The 16,532-nt window shown below is 65.3% G+C and carries 12 protein-coding genes and 2 riboswitches; of the genes, 7 read left to right on the top strand and 5 right to left on the bottom strand.

Annotated elements, in window-relative coordinates; genetic code table 11:
• Positions 1–183 precede the first annotated feature (183 nt).
• The 4 genes from CUJ91_RS24335 to CUJ91_RS24320 all read left to right on the top strand — a co-directional run bounded on the left by CUJ91_RS24335 (position 184) and on the right by CUJ91_RS24320 (position 5,751).
• On the top strand, positions 184–921 hold the full coding sequence (locus CUJ91_RS24335; RefSeq protein ID WP_006050296.1) for a response regulator transcription factor: 738 nt from the start codon (positions 184–186) through the stop codon (positions 919–921).
• Complete coding sequence (locus tag CUJ91_RS24330; RefSeq protein WP_114157360.1) at positions 918–2,417, top strand: FecR domain-containing protein; 1,500 nt, start codon at positions 918–920, stop codon at positions 2,415–2,417. Before CUJ91_RS24335 ends, CUJ91_RS24330 begins: the two co-directional genes overlap by 4 nt.
• A gap of 108 nt (positions 2,418–2,525) precedes the next feature.
• Positions 2,526–5,087, top strand: coding sequence for a CHASE2 domain-containing protein (locus tag CUJ91_RS24325; protein ID WP_114157359.1), 2,562 nt, complete (start codon positions 2,526–2,528; stop codon positions 5,085–5,087).
• Positions 5,077–5,751, top strand: a complete 675-nt coding sequence (locus CUJ91_RS24320) for a DUF4136 domain-containing protein (protein ID WP_114157358.1) — start codon at positions 5,077–5,079, stop codon at positions 5,749–5,751. Before CUJ91_RS24325 ends, CUJ91_RS24320 begins: the two co-directional genes overlap by 11 nt.
• A gap of 15 nt (positions 5,752–5,766) precedes the next feature.
• Here the strand turns inward: CUJ91_RS24320 and bluB are convergent, their stop codons facing one another.
• Genes bluB through cobA form a run of 5 tightly spaced genes read right to left on the bottom strand, consistent with a single transcriptional unit; the run spans position 5,767 to position 9,448 of the window.
• The gene (gene bluB, locus CUJ91_RS24315) at positions 5,767–6,414 is read right to left on the bottom strand and encodes a 5,6-dimethylbenzimidazole synthase (protein WP_053860590.1); all 648 of its coding nucleotides are present in this window, start codon (positions 6,412–6,414) and stop codon (positions 5,767–5,769) included.
• Positions 6,398–7,696 (bottom strand): cobyrinic acid a,c-diamide synthase CobB, encoded by a 1,299-nt coding sequence (locus CUJ91_RS24310; RefSeq protein WP_114157357.1) that lies wholly within the window; start codon positions 7,694–7,696, stop codon positions 6,398–6,400. The genes bluB and CUJ91_RS24310 overlap by 17 nt, the downstream gene beginning before the upstream one ends.
• 2 nt (positions 7,697–7,698) lie before the next feature.
• Entirely contained in the window at positions 7,699–8,301 is a 603-nt protein-coding gene (gene cobO, locus CUJ91_RS24305; protein ID WP_114157356.1) for a cob(I)yrinic acid a,c-diamide adenosyltransferase, read from the bottom strand.
• Positions 8,298–8,729: a cobalamin biosynthesis protein gene (locus CUJ91_RS24300; RefSeq protein WP_114157355.1), complete on the bottom strand. Its 432-nt coding sequence runs from the start codon at positions 8,727–8,729 to the stop codon at positions 8,298–8,300. The genes cobO and CUJ91_RS24300 overlap by 4 nt, the downstream gene beginning before the upstream one ends.
• Positions 8,726–9,448: a uroporphyrinogen-III C-methyltransferase gene (gene cobA / locus CUJ91_RS24295; protein ID WP_044021378.1), complete on the bottom strand. Its 723-nt coding sequence runs from the start codon at positions 9,446–9,448 to the stop codon at positions 8,726–8,728. Before cobA ends, CUJ91_RS24300 begins: the two co-directional genes overlap by 4 nt.
• 204 nt (positions 9,449–9,652) lie before the next feature.
• A riboswitch (cobalamin riboswitch) is annotated at positions 9,653–9,896 on the bottom strand.
• 69 nt (positions 9,897–9,965) lie between these two features.
• Positions 9,966–10,246, top strand: a riboswitch (cobalamin riboswitch).
• A gap of 166 nt (positions 10,247–10,412) precedes the next feature.
• Here cobA and cobW point away from each other — a divergent pair.
• From cobW to CUJ91_RS24280, 3 genes are read left to right on the top strand one after another with little or no spacing between them, the layout of a single operon-like run.
• The gene (cobW, locus tag CUJ91_RS24290; protein ID WP_114157354.1) at positions 10,413–11,522 is read left to right on the top strand and encodes a cobalamin biosynthesis protein CobW; all 1,110 of its coding nucleotides are present in this window, start codon (positions 10,413–10,415) and stop codon (positions 11,520–11,522) included.
• 14 nt (positions 11,523–11,536) lie between these two features.
• Positions 11,537–15,340, top strand: a complete 3,804-nt coding sequence (cobN, locus tag CUJ91_RS24285; protein ID WP_114157353.1) for a cobaltochelatase subunit CobN — start codon at positions 11,537–11,539, stop codon at positions 15,338–15,340.
• The gene (locus CUJ91_RS24280) at positions 15,337–16,449 is read left to right on the top strand and encodes a magnesium chelatase ATPase subunit I (protein WP_114157352.1); all 1,113 of its coding nucleotides are present in this window, start codon (positions 15,337–15,339) and stop codon (positions 16,447–16,449) included. The genes cobN and CUJ91_RS24280 overlap by 4 nt, the downstream gene beginning before the upstream one ends.
• Positions 16,450–16,532 lie beyond the last annotated feature (83 nt).

The following is a 16,532-nucleotide window of genomic DNA, read 5'->3' as shown; positions in this document are numbered from 1 at the left end:
GCGAAGGACCATTAGTTGAAAGAAAGTGGAAGAAACTTCGAAATGAGTGGAAAGCCGGATCGTCGGTGCCAGCGAGCACCGGCATCCCGGCCGATCCGCCGGTTTGCGGCACCATTTGACGGTGCTCGTGCGCTGGCCCCAGTTATAGATGACGAACAAACGTAAGTCGCGTTGCGGGGTTTTATGAGAATTGCTGTCCTGGATGACGATTCGGCGCAGGCCGATCTAGTTTGCCAAACGCTGTCGGCGGCGGGCCATGTCTGTCATGCCTATGGCCAGGGTCGCGAACTGGTGCGGCAGTTGCGGCGCCAGACCTTCGATCTGCTGGTGCTCGACTGGAACGTGCCCGACATGTCCGGCGAAGATGTCCTGCGCTGGGTGCGGGAAAGTCTGTCGGAGCGCTTGCCCGTTCTGTTCATGACGAGCCGCGGCCATGAAAGCGACATCACGTCGATTCTGAATACGGGCGCCGACGACTACGTCGTCAAGCCGGTCTCCGGCGCGGTGCTGCTTGCGCGCGTCGGTTCGCTGCTGCGGCGCGCCTATCATCTGAAGCCGCCGTCGGCGAAAGAAGTGTTCGGCGAGTTCGAATTCGACCTGCACGCGAAGCATGTGGTGGTGCGCGGCACGAAGGTCGCGGTCACGCAGAAGGAGTTCGAGCTCGCGCTGCTGCTGTTCCAGCATCTGAGCCGGCCGCTGTCGCGTGCGCATATTCTCGACGTCATCTGGAAGCAGGCGACCGACATCCCGTCGCGCACGATGGACACGCACGTCTCGATGCTGCGCAGCAAGCTCGGCCTGCGCCCCGAACACGGCTACCGTCTGACGCCGATTTACGGCTATGGCTACCGGCTCGAACGGCTCGAATCCGCGAGCGACGCGCCGGCCGCGGCCGACCGTCGGGAAGCGGGGCAGGCGTGACCTTTGCCGTCGATCTTGCCGTCGATCTTGCCGCGGCGGAGCGCGGCAGTGCAGCGTCGGCGAGCCGCCGCGCGGGCGCGTGGCTCGCGGCAGCCGGCATGCTCGCGATTGCCTGTTTCGCACCGCCTGACGCGCACGCGCAGTCTTCGCGCGCGCCCAGGCAGCGCGCGAAAGCCGCGCCGCCCGCCTATGTCTCCTACGTGACGCGCGAAGGCGACACGCTCTATGAAATCGCCAGCCGCTATCTGATCGACGGCGGCGACTGGGCGGTGTTAAGCCGCCTGAACCACGTGCCCGCGCCGCGTCGCATGCACGCCGGCGTCGCGCTGCGCCTGCCCGCCGACAAACTGAAACAGGACCCGGAAACCGCGCGCGTGATTGCGACGAGTGGCCCCGCCGAACATGCGTTCGGCAAGGGGCCGTATGTGCCGCTTGCGGCGGGCGAGATGCTCGGCGAAGGCGACCGCATCCGCACCGGAACCAACGGCTTCGTCACGCTGGAACTGTCCGACGGCTCGCACGTGACGTTGACCGACGACGCCATGCTCGACATCGGCAAGCTGCGGCGAACCGCACTGACGGGCGCGGGCGACCGGCAACTCGAACTGCGTCGCGGGCGTGTCGAAAGCGAAGTCACGCACGCGACGAAGAAAGACGACCGCTTTCAGATCCGCTCGCCGTCGGTGGTCGCGGGCGTGCGCGGCACCCACTTCCGCGTCGCTTACGACGGCGACGCGCAAACCACCGCCGTCGAAGTGCTGGATGGCGCGGTCGGCGTCGATCCCGATTCGGCTCTCTCACGTGCACCTGCGCCCGGCGTGCCGTTGCAGGCGTCGGCGCAACTGCTCGCGGCGCGCTTTGGCAGCGTCACGCGAGCCGGCGGCGCGCCAGGCGAAGCAGTCGAACTGCTCGCCGCGCCCGCGCTTGCCCAACCGGCCCGCGTGCAGGACGGCAAGACGATGGCCTTCGATCTGATACCGGCCGGCGCCGGTGGCTCCGCTGAAACGGCGCGCAAGGCCGCCGCCTATCGCGTGCAGATTTCGCGCGACGCCGACCAGCTCGACCTGATTCGCGACCTGCGCGTGAGCACGCCGCACGCGGACTTTGGCGATCTCGCCGACGGCACCTATTTCGTGCGCATCGCCGCCATCGACGCAAACGGGCTCGAAGGTTTGCCGCAGGTGTATGGCTTCGAGCGGCGTCAGTTCGGACTGTCGGCGTCCGCCGCGCCGCGCGCCGGCAGCCACGAGTACGAGTTCCGCTGGTTCGTGAGCCGCGCGCCGGCGTCGGGCGAAACGCGCTTTCGCTTCGTCATGGCGACGACAGCGGATCTGCGTCATCCGATCGTCGATCGCGCCGATCTGACGGACGGTCAACTGGTGGTGAGCGATCTGCCGCCGGGCGTCTATTACTGGACGATCGTCGCCGAGCAGTTCGACAACGGCCGCTTCTACGAGACGACGAGCGCGGTCCGCTCGTTCACGCTCGCGCGCTGACGTTGGCGGATTGGTGATCGCTTCGGTGGCCGATTCGCTGGTAGATTCACGCAGCCGCATGCGATACGCTCGCGGACTCGCACGCCCAACAGACCCTACGCGCACGCCTTGCTGAACACACCTACGCGCCTGAGCCTCGACCCGCGCGCCCGTCTTGGACGGCGCGCGGGTCGGCGTTTTCTGATCGAATGGGCGGCGATTGGCAGTCTCGGCCTCATCGTGATCCTGCTCTGTTCGCTCGGACGCATGAGCGCGAGCGTCGATCACCTGGTGTACGACCACTTGTTGAGCTGGCGCGCGCAGCCGGTGCTGCCCGATATCGTCGTCCTCGAAATCGACAATGAAAGCGTCGCGCAACTCGGTCGCTGGCCGTGGCCGCGCAGCGTTCATGCAAAGCTGCTCGAGCAGATCGCGAGAGCGAAGCCGGCCGCCGTCGTCTACGACGTGCTCTTCACAGAACCCAATGCCGACGACGCCGCGCTTGCCCGCGCGATCGCGCTGAGCCCGACTTATCTGCCGGTGCTGCTCGAAGATGCGGGGCGCGACGCGCCGCGCGTGGTCGTCGAACCGGTCGCGCCGCTCGCGCGCGCCGCGGCCGGCCTCGGGCATATCAACCTCGAGGTGGACAGCGACGGCATCGTGCGCAGCGTCGCCCAGTTCGAAGGCGACGCCGACGCGCGCTGGCCGCAATTGATGGTGACGGTCGCAAGGGCGGCGCAGCGGGGCGCGTTTGTGCTGAATCCGCAGCCGATGAACCAGGCGAGCGCAGCGCGCGGCGACGCAAGCAACGACGCAAACCCCGACGCAAACCAAGACGCAAACCAAGACGCAAACCAAGACGCAAACCAAGACGCATCCACCGACGGCCGCTTCCTCATCCCATTCAGCCGCAACGCACAGCGCTACGCGAAGCTGAGCTTCGCGAGCGTGCTTGCCGGCGACGTCCCCGTGGATAAATTGCGTGGCCGCATCGTCGTAATCGGCGTGACCGCATCGGGCCTTTACGACCGGTTCGCGACGCCGGTGTCCGGCGAGTTGGGGCCGCTGCCCGGCGTCTACATTCATGCGAACGTGCTCGATACGCTGCTGACCGGTCGCCAGGTCCTGCCGGCCGCGCGATGGTTGCTGTTCGCGGTGTCGCTGGTGTCGCTTGCCGCGCTGCTGGCCGGTTTCCTCGTGCTGTCGCCGCGCCGCTCGTTGCTGCTCACGGGCGCGCTCTGCGTGATCGCGCTGACGGGCAGCGCCGTGCTGCTCTACGGCGCGCGGCTGTGGCTGTCGCCGGTGCCGGCGATCATCGGCGTGGTGGTGGTCTATCCGATCTGGAACTGGCGGCGCCTCGAAATGACGATGGCCTATCTGCGCAAGGAACTGCAGCGTCTCGCCGACGAACCGCACTTGCTGCCGCAGACTCCGCAGACGCCGCAACGCCGCCGCGAATTCGGCGGCGACGTGCTGGAGCAGCACATGGCGCTGATGGCGCAAGCCGCGCAACGCGTGCAGGACATGAAGCGCTTCGTGTGGGACAGCCTGAACAGCGTGCCGGAGCCGATCCTCGTCAGCGACGTCCGCGGCATCGTACTGATCGCCAATCATGCCGCGAAGGCGCATTTCGCGCGGCTCGGCGCGCCCATGCCGGAAGGACGTGCGATGCAGGCCGTGCTCGGCGGCCTGACGCTCGTCAAAGCGATCGACAGCGGCGCGGCGTCGGACGCCGACCAAACGCTCTTCGCGCGCGCACACTGGCCCGCGCTGCTCGATCCCGCGCGCAGCGAATTCGCCGCGCTGATGGCGCAGGGCGTCGAGGTGCGCGACGCCGACGAACGCGATCATCTGCTGCGCTATGCAAACTGCACCAACGCGCAAGGCGAGACAACCGGCTGGATCGCGGGTCTCGTCGACGTGTCCGCGCTGCACGCAGCCGAGCGTCAACGCGAAGACGCGCTGCGGCTGCTGTCGCACGACATGCGTTCGCCGCAGGCGTCGATTCTCGCGCTCGTCGAAATGGAGCGCGCACGCGAGACGCCGGCGCTCGCGCGCGGCGTGCTCGAGCGCATCGAACGTTATGCGCAACGCGCGCTGACACTCGCCGACGACTTCGTGCAACTCGCGCGCGCCGAATCGCAAACCTACATGCTGGAGCCGGTGAATCTCGCCGAGCTGATGATCGACGCGAGCGACGAAGTCTGGCCGCAGGCGCACGCGAAGCGCATCGCGCTCGATACCGGAACGGACAGCGCAACAGGCCGCAACGACGACAACGATGCCGACGGCCACTGGATCTGCGCGGACCGTTCGCTGATGACGCGCGCGCTCGTCAACATCCTCAACAACGCGGTCAAATATAGTCCACCGGATACGCGCATCGCCTGCGAGCTGTCGTATGTGAAGTCTGCCGGCGTGTCGTGCACGATCCGCGATGAGGGCTATGGCATTCCGGAGGAACAGCAGGCCGGTTTGTTCGAGCGCTTCAGGCGATTCCATGAAACCGAGCGGCCCGATGTGGGCGGCGCGGGGCTCGGCATGGCCTTCGTGAAGACAGTCGTCACCCGCCACGGCGGCGATGTCGAGGTCGTGAGCGCGCCTGGCCGCGGCACGGCGGTAACGATCCGCCTGCCAGCACTGGACGACGAACAATCGGACGTACCCGCATGGCCTCTTCATGGCGTGTGAGCGCGCAACCTATCGAAGCGAGGAGAGAACGGTGAAAGCGGTGAAAGCGGTGAAAGGGCTGAATGCGATCCTTATCGGCGCGCTGCTCGCGGCGGCGACTCTCGCCGGCTGCACCGGCATGCACGCCGACGTGCATACCGCCACGCCTGCAACTGCACTGCCAGGCGAGCGGACCTATAGCTTCGCGCGCATGCCGACGCAGGGCGCGCAGGGTGCGCAGAGCGACCACGCGCAGATCGAAACCCAACTGCGAGACGAACTGGCGAGGCAGGGCTTTGCCGATACCGCTGACCGTCCCGCGCACTACGTGCTGTCAGTCGGATACGAAACGCGTCCCGCCGAAATTGGCGTGGATCGCAGCGACTGCACCGCCGGCGATTGCGGTCCGCAGAGCGGCGCACCGTTCTCGCTATTCGGGGCACGCGCGTATCGGCATACGCTGACGCTGCGTTTTTTCGAGCGCGCGAGCGGACGCGAGGTCTACAAAGTGAGCGCGGCCAGCACGGATCGCGACGCCGATCCGATGCGCGCGACGCCGTCGCTGATCAAGAGCGCGCTGGCTCAATTTCCCTTCGACGCACCGTCCGACTGGCGCGTCAAATTGCGCATGGATAAAGCGCGCGGCGTGCCGGATGTCGTGTCCGTCGAGCCGCTTAAAAAGTAACGCCGCTGCTGCGTTTTAGAGGTTCTCAGGCCAGCGGTTTTCGAACACACAATCGGCGAGCGGCATGCGATCCGCCCAACGCTCGGTCTGCAGCATCGGCTCGCTATAGAACCGGTCGACGTGCCCAAGACACAGTATCGCGACCGGCCGCGCGCCTTCGGGCATATGCAGAAGCCGGCGCACCGTATCGACGTCGAAGAGCGACACCCAGCCCATGCCGAGGCCTTCCGCGCGCGCGGCGAGCCACATGTTCTGGATCGCGCACGCGACTGACGCGAGGTCCATCTCCGGCAACGTGCGCCGGCCGAAAATGTGCCGCTCGCGGCCGTCCATCAGCGCCATCACGAGCAGCTCGCCGCATTCCAGCATGCCTTCCACTTTCAGCTTCATGAACTCTTCGCGGCGTTTGCCGAGCGCGTCGGCGGTGGCAAGCCGTTCGCTTTCGACGGTTGCATGCAGCGCGGCGCGCAACGCGGGATCGGTGATGCGCGCGATCCGCCACGGCTGCATGAAGCCCACGCTCGGCGCGTGATGCGCGGCGTCGAGGAGACGCTGCAACACAGCGGCATCGACGGGATCGCGCACGAAATGGCGCATGTCGCGGCGCTCGTGGATCGCGCGATAGACCGCATCGCGGTCGGCGTCGTTAAAAGGCTTGGCCATTGAAGAGAGCGGCCGCGAAAGCCGGGTTGGAGGGCCAGTAAGCGTGCATATAAGTTGCGACGATGGAGCCGGCGCGATATAGCGCCTCGCCGGGCGCATCGCCTTGAGGCCGCGTGGCTGAGCGCAGCGGCACTAACGCCGTGCTCACCTTCGAGTAGTGAAAGGTGTGGCCGGTCATCACGCCATGCACGCTGTCGATCTGCTGCATGCCGAGTGCGGTGAAGCGCGTTTGCATCGTCGCGTGGCCGGGCAGCAGGCCGAGCATCGGCGTGCTGACGCCTTGCGTGTCGGTGAGTTGATCGAGCAGATACAACATGCCGCCGCATTCGGCGACGAGCGGTTTGCCGTTTGCCACATGCGCGCGGACCGCTGCGGCGCTGCGCGTGTTGCCGCCGAGCGCCGCCGCGTGCAGTTCGGGGTAGCCGCCGGGCAGATACACAGCGTCCGTGCCCGCGGACAACGGCTCGTCGGCGAGCGGCGAGAAGTATTGCACGCGCGCGCCGAGTGCTTGCAGCAGCGTGACGTTGGCCGGATAGATGAACGAGAACGCCGCGTCGCGCGCAATCGCGATCTGCTTGCCTTGCAGAAGCGGCGGCAGCGCGCGCGGCGTGGGCGCGCCGAATTCGACGGCGGGCGGCAGGTCGGCTAACGCCGTATCGGCGAGCGCATCGGCGGCGCGTTCGAGGCGCGCGTCGAGGTCGTCGATTTCGGCGGCCTGGTGCAAGCCAAGGTGACGGTCGGGCAATTCGATTTCATCGCTTGCTGCGAGGTGGCCGCACCAGCGCAGCGTCGGCGGCAACGCTTCTTGCAGCATCTGCGCGTGACGCGCGGAGCCGACGCGGTTCGCGAGCACGCCATGAAACGGCACGTGCGGCCTGAAATTCGCGAGCCCGAACGCGACCGCGCCGAAGGTCTGCGCCATCGCCTTCGCAGAAATGACGGCGAGCACGGGCACCCCGAAAGCGCTCGCGAGATCCGCGCTGCTCGGTGTGCCGTCGAAGAGACCCATCACGCCTTCGATCAGGATCAGATCGGCTTCGGCCGCAGCCTCGGCAAGCAGATTGCGGCACGCGTCCTGACCGACCATCCACAGATCGAGCGACAACACCGGCGCGCCGCTCGCGTGCGCCAGAATCATCGGATCGAGAAAGTCGGGCCCGGTCTTGAAGACACGCACGCGCCGCCCGAGCCGCCGATGGTAGCGCGCAAGACCCGCGGTGATCGTGGTCTTGCCCTGGCCCGACGCGGGCGCGCTGATGAAGAGCGCGGGGCAGGCGGACACGTTCAGAACTCCACGCCGCGCTGCGCTTTCACGCCTTGCTCGCGATATGGATGCTTGACGATGCGCATTTCTGTGACGAGGTCGGCGGCTTCGAGCAGCGCGTCGGGCGCATGACGGCCCGTCACGACCACATGAAGCATCTCTGGACGCGCGGCGATGACGGACAGCACTTCGTCGAGCGGCAGGTACTCGTACTTGAGCACGGTGTTCAGCTCGTCGAGGATCACCATCTGATAGTCGCCGCTTTCGATCATCCGGCGCGCTTCGTCCCAGCCCTTGCGCGCGGTCGCGATGTCGGCGTCGCGGTTCTGCGTGTTCCAGGTGTAGCCGTCGCCCATCGTGACGAAATCGCAGTTGGCAATCGCGCCGAGAAAGTCGCGCTCCGACGTATGCAGCGCGCCCTTGATGAACTGCACGACGCCAAGACGCATGCCGTGGCCGAGCACGCGCACGGCCATGCCGAATGCAGCGGTCGTCTTGCCTTTGCCGGTGCCGGTGTTGACGATCAGCAGACCCTTTTCGACGGTCGCGTTGGCCTGTTTCTTTTCGTGGCCTTCGCGCCGGCGTTCGGTCATGCGTTGATGCGATTCGGGATCGGTCTTCATGGAAGGTCCTGGTCAGTGAAGGTGGCGCTGCGCGGCAGCGCGTGTTCGGTCGATGCAATCGCCACAGTGACGCCCGCGTGAACGGTTTTGCGAGCGACGAGATAGGGCGTGTGAGCAGCAGCGTGGATCGACGCGCCGAGCAACGCACAAGGTTCGCAGACGCCGTCGACGCCGAGATGCTCGCGCGCCGCCGCCGACGGCTCGGCGACATGCAGCGCGGCAATCTGCTCGCGAGTGAACAGCTTCAGCGGTAACCCGTGGCGCGAGCAGAACGCGAGCAAGCCGGGTTCTTGCGCTTTGGTTTCGATCGAGGCGACGGCCGCGATGTCTTCGAATGAATGCGAGCCGAGCGCTGCGCGCACAGCGTTTTCGATTTCTTCCGCCGACGTCTGCAAGCGGCAACCGATGCCCACGCTAAGCGTTTTCATCGGACATCCTTCGCCAGCGACGCCACGCCGCCGATCACCACGATCGCGGGCGAGCCGAGTCCCGCGCGCGCGACGGCATCGGCGAAATCACCGAGTGTCGCGAGCGCATGCCGCTGCTCGGGGCGCGTTGCGGATTCGATCGCGGCACACGGAGTCTGTGCCGACATGCCCGCTGCCAGCAACGCGCCGACGATGTCGTTCAGCCGCCGCATGCCCATATAGATCACGAGCGTCATGCGCGTGGCGGCGAGCGCGGCCCAATCCGGCTCGCTCGTGCCCGCGCCGTGGCCGGTCACGAACACCACGCCTTGCGCATGATCGCGGTGCGTGACCGGAATGCCGATGGCCGCCGGCGCCGCAATGCCGGCCGTGATGCCGCTGACGATTTCGACGTCGACGCCCGCCGCATGCAGCGCCTGTTGCTCTTCGCCGCCTCTGCCGAACACGAAGGGATCGCCGCCTTTGAGTCGCGCGACGCTGCGCCCTTCGTTCAGATGCGCGAGCATTTGTTCGACGATGCCGTGTTGCGGCGTCGACGGATGACCGCCGCGCTTGCCGACATACACGATGCACGCATCGGCGCGCGCAAATTGCAGCACGTCGGGGTTCACCAGATCGTCGACGAGTATCACGTCGGCTTGCGCGAGCGCGCGGGTTGCCTTCAGCGTCATCAGTTCGACGTCGCCGGGGCCTGCGCCGATCAGCCATGCGCGTTTCATCGCGGCATGCGCCGCGCCGACGCGCATGCAATCATGCAGCGTCGGTGTACACGCAATGTGATGGAGATTGAAGTCATTTGAAACTGTGCATTCGCGCACGACAGTAAACGCGGATTGCAGACCGCTTCCCTAAGTCGTGCTTGAGCGCCTTCACATCCGTCCCTCGCGGATTCCGGCGGCCGGCGGCGTGACGTCGAGAACGCACGGCCGCCTCCGCGTCTGGCCGGTATCCGGGCTGGCGGCCTCACGCGCTTTGCCTTCCCGCCCACATTCATTCGAATGTGCTGGACAGTGGCACTGAAAACGCATGTGCGGCGCAAAAAATAATCGCGCCGCCGGTCGCTTACCGTTGCGGGGACAGCACAGGTTGAGCGCAAGCGCGCTGCCTGTTTCCCGTTTAACTGCACACGCGAGCGCATGTGCGGGCACCAGACGCGCGCATACGATAGCACACGGCAAGCCCGTCCGATAAGCGCGCCGGGCTTGCGTTTTCTTGACGGCGCAAGGCGCGCGGCCTACACTCGCACGCACTTCTGGTGCTCGTGTGCGCGCTCGTGCGCATGCAGTTAAACGGGAAACAGGGCGCCCGCCTCGCATGGATCGGGTCAACCTGTGCTGCCCCCGCAACGGTAAGCGAAAAGCGACGTCATGGCGGTTTGCATGGCGCCGCGGAGCCGGCTTCGATGTCCACGCGCAAGGCCGCGTCGGCATATCACCACTGGGCGAGAAATCACTCGTCCGGGAAGGGGAAGCGGCGCTTTCGCCAGCCCGGATACCGGCCGGAACACGAAGGGCGAACGCCGCGGGGAAGCGGCGCTGCGCTCATGACCTCATACCCGTATTCTGCGTTTCCCTGGTGTAGCGGCAAGGCCGTCGTGCGTTCCCGCGTTTTGCGATGCGACGTCATGCGCAAAGCGCGTGATTCGGCCGGCCAGCAGATGCAACTCTCACGGATGGACTCACCATGCAAGTTCAGATGCGCAAGATTCCCGTCACCATCGTCACGGGCTTTCTCGGCAGCGGCAAGACGACGTTGCTGCGGCACATTCTTCGGAATGCGGGCGGCAAGCGCATTGCGGTGATCGTCAACGAGTTCGGCGAGCTCGGCATAGACGGCGAAATCCTCAAAGGTTGCGGCATTGGTTGCGATGAAAACGGCGTCGAGACCGAAGGCCAATTGTATGAACTGGCGAACGGTTGCCTGTGCTGCACGGTCCAGGAAGAGTTCTTTCCGGTGATGGAAAAGCTCGTCGAGCGCCGCGAGCAGATCGACCATGTGCTGATCGAAACGTCGGGGCTCGCGTTGCCGAAGCCGCTCGTGCAGGCGTTCAACTGGCCGCAGATCAAGAACAGTTTCACGGTGGATGCGGTGATTACCGTCGTCGATGGACCCGCTGCGGCAAGCGGCCAATTCGCTGAAAATCCGCTTGCCGTCGACGCGCAACGCAAGGCCGATCCGAATCTCGACCACGAGTCGCCGCTGCACGAATTGTTCGAGGATCAATTGTCGGCTGCGGATCTGGTGATTCTGAACAAGACCGATCTGCTCGACGAAGCAGGCCAGAACGCGGTCGAAGCCGTGATTCGCGCCGAAATTCCGCCGCAGGTGAAGATCGTGCGCGCCCATAGGGGCGAGCTCGATCTGCACGCGTTGTTCGGGCTCGAAGCGGCGTCGGAGGAAACCATTCACTTGCGCCACGACCATCACGGTTCGGCCGACGACGCCGATCATCATCACGATGAGTTCGATTCGGTGGTCGTGAATGCAAAGGCGCAGTCGCGTGAAGCGGTGATCGCCGCGCTGCAAGGACTCGTGGGGAACAACACGATTTATCGCGTGAAGGGTTTCGCGGCGTTGCCGGGCGCGCCGATGCGGCTCGTCGTTCAAGGCGTGGGCCGGCGCTTCGATAGTTATTTCGATCGACGCTGGCAGCCAGGTGAACTGGAAGAACTAGGCGAAGGCGCCGAAAGCCGCTTCGTGCTGATCGGTGAAGACCTCGACCAGGCTGCGCTGCAACGCGCGTTCGACGCCGCGCTCGGCGTCGCAGCCGCTGTCGCCGCGCAACAGACGTAAGCCGGTATAGACACATGCATCTGCTGCGCACCACGCCGGGCGGTTTCGTCGACGATACGCAAGGCGTGATCCGCATCGATCAGCGGCCCGCGGACATCGTCATTCTGAGTTCCGCGGATACGACGCTGTCGTTGCTCGCGAGCGTGTTTCCCCGTCTCGGCGACGGCTTTCCGAGCGTGCGCCTCGCGAATGTCACGTATCTGCGGCAGCCTGCCTCCGTGGACTTTTACGTCGAAGACGTGTTGCAACATGCGCGCGTGGTCGTGGTCGATCATCTTGGCGGCGAGGCGTATTGGCCGTACGGCATCGAGCAGGTGGTCGCGCTTGCGGAGCGCAAACAGCAGACGCTCGCGATGTTTTCCGGCGATCTCCAGGAAGATCCGAACCTGCTCGCACGCAGTACCGCCGATGCAGCGTTATGCCATCAACTGTGGCGCTATCTGCGCGAAGGCGGGCCGCAGAACGCCGAGGCGTTCCTGCGCTGCATCGCGCATCGCGCGCTTGGGTGGGGCCGCGAACCGGCGCCGCCGCGCGCGTTGCCAGCCGCGTCGCTCTACCATCCCGCATGCGATACGCCGACTATCGCCGACTGGCAGGCGCGCTGGCAGCATGCCGCGCCTGTTGCCGCGATTCTGTTCTACAAGGCGCATCTTCAGGCGGCCAATACCGCGGTGTTCGACGCGCTGATCGACGCGCTCGAATCAGAAGGCATGAACCCGCTGCCGATTGCGATCACGTCGCTGAAAGATGCGATGAGCCGCGAAGTCGTGCAGTCGTTGTGCGCGCAACATGACGCCGCACTCGTGCTCAACACCACTGCGTTCGCCGCGTCTGCGATCGACGATCCGGAGCCGCTCGCGCTCGCAGGCGATGCGCCGGTGCTGCAAGTAATCCTGAGCGGCGGCAATCGCGACGACTGGGTGAAGGACAACCAGGGCCTCAATTCGCGCGACATCGCGATGCATATCGCGCTGCCGGAAGTGGACGGCCGCATCATCACGCGCGCGATCAGTTTCAAGGGACTCGCCTATCGTTGTCCGCATACGGAAGTCGACGTGGTCCGCTATCAGCCGGATCTCGAGCGCGTGCGTTTTCTCGCTGAACTGAGCCGCCGCTGGTGCCGGCTGCGTTCGCTCGATAACGCCGAAAAGAAGCTCGCGCTGATTCTCGCCAACTATCCGATGAGCGAGGGACGCATCGGCAATGGCGTCGGGCTCGACACGCCGGCGTCGGTGGTCGGCATTCTGTCGATGCTGCGCGACGAAGGTTATCGCGTGGCCGACGTGCCAGAAAACGGCGACGCGCTGCTGAAGAAGCTGACCGAAGGCGTGACGAACGATCCCGTCGTGCGCGATCTGCGGCCCGCTTTGCAAAGCTTTGCGCTTGGCGACTACCTCGCGTATTTCAACGCGCTGCCTGCTCAGACGCGCGATGCGCTGAATGCGCGCTGGGGCTCGCCGGACCAGGACCCGACCGTGCGGCGCGGCCGTTTCATGATTTCGGGCTGGCGCTGCGGTCATGTGTTCGTCGGCATTCAGCCGTCGCGTTCACGTGACCAGGGCGATTACGCGAGCTATCACGACGCCGAGCTGGTGCCGCCGCATGCGTACCTGGCGTTCTATTTCTGGCTGCGTCATCAGTTCGGCATCGACGCAATCGTGCATGTCGGCAAGCATGGCAACCTGGAATGGCTGCCGGGCAAGAGCGTCGCGTTGAGCGATACCTGTTGGCCCGATCTGATTCTCGGGCCGATGCCGCATCTGTATCCGTTCATCGTCAACGATCCGGGCGAGGGCAGCCAGGCGAAACGCCGTGCGCAGGCGGTGATCGTCGATCACCTGATGCCGCCGCTCACGCGCGCGGAAAGCTATGGGCCGCTGCAGGATCTCGAGCGCCAGGTCGACGAATACTATGAAGCATTGATGGTCGATCCGCGCCGCTCGAAGCTGTTGCGGCGCACGATTCTCGCGACCATCGTAGAACACAGGTTGCATGAAGAGCTGAGCCTGTCGGCGCCGAAGGGCGAGGACGATGAAGATGTGCTGCTGACCCGCGTCGATGCGTGGCTCTGCGAATTGAAAGAGGCGCAGATTCGCGATGGGTTGCACACGTTCGGTCAATCGCCGCACGGCGTGCAACGGCGCGATACGTTGCTCGCGCTGGGGCGCTTTCCCGTCGGTGATGGGCAAGGCCGCAACGCAGGTTTGATCGATGCGTTGGCGCGCGATCTGAACATCGATCGGTTCTTCGATCCGTTGTCTGTCGATTGGTCGGCGGCATGGACGGGTCCGCGTTCCGATGTTCTGCAACGCGTGAGCGACGCGCCGTGGCGGCATTGCGGCGATACGCGCGAGCGTCTGGAACTGCTCGCAGCCGACATGCTTCGAGCAATGTGCGAGGAGCAAGGCGACGCTTCAAACGCTTTCGCCGAAGTCAGCCTGCCGCAAGCATCACGCGTACTCGAACGTTTGCGCGACGACGTGCTGCCGCGGCTCGACGCATGCGGCCCCCAGGAGATGCTGCATCTGAAGCGCGGTCTCGAAGGGCGTTTCGTGCCGCCGGGGCCGAGCGGTTCGCCATCGCGTGGCCGGCCCGATGTGCTTCCCACAGGGCGCAACTTCTATTCGGTCGACACGCGCGCGGTTCCCACGCAAGCCGCCTGGTCGCTCGGGCTCAAGTCGGCTCAGCAATTGATCGAGCGGCATCTGCAGGAACACGGCGATTATCCGCGCGCGATCGGTCTTTCCGTATGGGGCACCGCGACCATGCGTACCGGCGGCGACGACATCGCGCAGGCGCTAGCGCTGCTCGGCGTGCGGCCGAAGTGGGCGCCGGGCAGCCATCGCGTGACCGACTTCGAGATCATGCCGATCGAAGCGTTCGACCGTCCGCGTATCGACGTCACGTTGCGCGTGTCCGGTTTTTTCCGCGACGCTTTCGCCAACGTGATGCACCTGTTCGATGCGGCAGTGCAGGCCGTCGCCGAACTCGACGAACCCGCGGAGCTCAATCCGATTCGCGCGCGTGTTCTGCGTGAACGCGATGCGTTGATCGCGCGCGGCATGGACGCCGCCGAAGCGCGCAAGCGCGCCGGCTGGCGCGTGTTCAGCGCGCGGCCCGGCGCATATGGTGCGGGCTTGCAGGACATGATCGACTCGCAACAGTGGCAGACCGACGCGGACCTCGCGAACGCGTATCAGGCGTGGGGCGGTTATGCGTACACGCAGAAGAGTGCGGGCGAAGAGGCGCGTCAGGCGTTCGGCGCACGCCTCGCCGCAATGGATGTCGTCTTGCAGAATCAGGACAACCGCGAACACGATCTGCTGGATTCCAACGACTACTATCAGTTTCAGGGCGGCATGGTGGCGGCCGTGCGGCATCTCGCGGGCAATCAGCCGAGCGTCTATCACGCCGATCACAGCAATCCGGCCGCGCCGCGCGTTCGCACGCTTCATGAGGAAATCGCGCGCGTGATCCGCTCGCGCGTGGTCAACCCTAAATGGATCGACGGTGTGAAGCGCCACGGTTATAAGGGCGCTTCCGAAATCGCGGCCACAGTCGATTGTCTCTACGGCTATGACGCGACCGCGCGCGTGGTCGCGGATCATCAATATGCGCTCGTCGCCGATGCTTATCTGAACGATCGCGACACGCGCGAGTTCTTGCAACAGCACAATCCGCATGCGCTGCATTCGATTTGCGAGCGTCTGCTCGAAGCGATGCAGCGCGGTTTGTGGCAGGCGCCTGGCGACTATCGCGCGCAGGTCGAACAGCATCTGCTCGCGAGCGAACAGCAGATCGAAGGAATGCAATCATGAATGCAGCCACGAATGCAGCCACGCACGATGCACGCGACGGCGCGCCGCAGAAAAGGCCCGCGTTTCCGTTTGCCGCGTTGATCGGACAGCCTGCGTTGCAGCAGGCATTGCTGCTCGCGGCGATCGATCCGGGCATCGGCGGCGTGCTGGTCAGCGGGCCGCGCGGCACGGCGAAATCGACGGCCGCGCGTGCGCTCGCCGAGTTGTTGCCGGAAGGGCAACTCGTGAACCTGCCGCTTGGCGCAAGCGAGGATCGTCTGATCGGCACGCTCGATATTGAAACGGTGCTGCGCGACGGCTCCGTGCGCTTCTCGCCTGGGCTGCTCGCGAAAGCGCATCGCGGCGTGCTGTATGTGGACGAAGTGAACCTGCTGCCCGATGCGCTCGTCGATGCGTTGCTCGATGCGGCGGCGAGCGGCGTGAACACTGTCGAACGCGATGGCGTATCGCATCGTCATGAGGCGAGCTTCGTGCTGATCGGCACGATGAATCCTGAAGAGGGCGAATTGCGGCCGCAATTGATCGACCGTTTTGGCCTGATGGTGGAGTTGCAAAACTGTTTCGAGCCGCGCGTGCGTGAGCAGATCGTGAAGGCACGGCTCGCGTTCGATCTGGATGCTGCTGGTTTTCGTGCGGCTTATGCGCAAGAGCAGGCGCGGTACATCGAGCGGATTCATGCGGCGCGCGAGGCGCTGCCGCAGCTTTCTTTCGACGACGCAGTGCACGCGCACGTCAGTGCGTTGTGTATCGACGCTGCCGTGGACGGCTTGCGCGCCGATCTCGTGATGCTTCGCGCGGCGCGTGCGCTCGCAGCGTTCGAACTCGCGGATGCGGTGACGCCGCAGCATGTCGATCGCGTTGCCGATGCGGTGCTGATGCATCGGCGGCGTGAGCGGGGGGCATCATCTGCGAGTAGTGCGCGGGATAGCGAAACGGAGTCCTCGCGTGAGTCGCAGCGGGGCTCGACTGCGCATTCGCCTTCGTCTTCGTCTTCACCTTCGCCAGACGAGGCCGCTGGCGGCGAAGGCGATTGGGGTTATCTGCCACCGCAGCCGGCCGCGACGACGCACGTCAAAGGCGTTATCCCGCTCAACGTAAAAAAACGCTGAGCCATCGGAAGGGCGCCGCCGCTGAGTTGGACAGCGGTTTTCGATGGCGGCAAAAGGCGGATGCGGTCTTGCGTTCACGTGGC

This window comes from Paraburkholderia graminis (assembly GCF_003330785.1).
Taxonomy (GTDB): domain Bacteria; phylum Pseudomonadota; class Gammaproteobacteria; order Burkholderiales; family Burkholderiaceae; genus Paraburkholderia; species Paraburkholderia graminis.
This window is presented reverse-complemented; position numbering and strand designations above follow the sequence as displayed.

Coding starts and splice junctions, on each gene's coding strand:
- CUJ91_RS24335 (WP_006050296.1), top strand. CDS start 184: ATGAGAATTGCTGTCCTGGATGACGATTCGGCGCAGGCCGATCTAGTT.
- CUJ91_RS24320 (WP_114157358.1), top strand. CDS start 5,077: ATGGCGTGTGAGCGCGCAACCTATCGAAGCGAGGAGAGAACGGTGAAA.
- bluB (WP_053860590.1), bottom strand. CDS start 6,414: ATGGCCAAGCCTTTTAACGACGCCGACCGCGATGCGGTCTATCGCGCG.
- cobO (WP_114157356.1), bottom strand. CDS start 8,301: ATGAAGACCGATCCCGAATCGCATCAACGCATGACCGAACGCCGGCGC.
- CUJ91_RS24300 (WP_114157355.1), bottom strand. CDS start 8,729: ATGAAAACGCTTAGCGTGGGCATCGGTTGCCGCTTGCAGACGTCGGCG.
- cobA (WP_044021378.1), bottom strand. CDS start 9,448: ATGAAACGCGCATGGCTGATCGGCGCAGGCCCCGGCGACGTCGAACTG.
- cobW (WP_114157354.1), top strand. CDS start 10,413: ATGCAAGTTCAGATGCGCAAGATTCCCGTCACCATCGTCACGGGCTTT.
- cobN (WP_114157353.1), top strand. CDS start 11,537: ATGCATCTGCTGCGCACCACGCCGGGCGGTTTCGTCGACGATACGCAA.
- CUJ91_RS24280 (WP_114157352.1), top strand. CDS start 15,337: ATGAATGCAGCCACGAATGCAGCCACGCACGATGCACGCGACGGCGCG.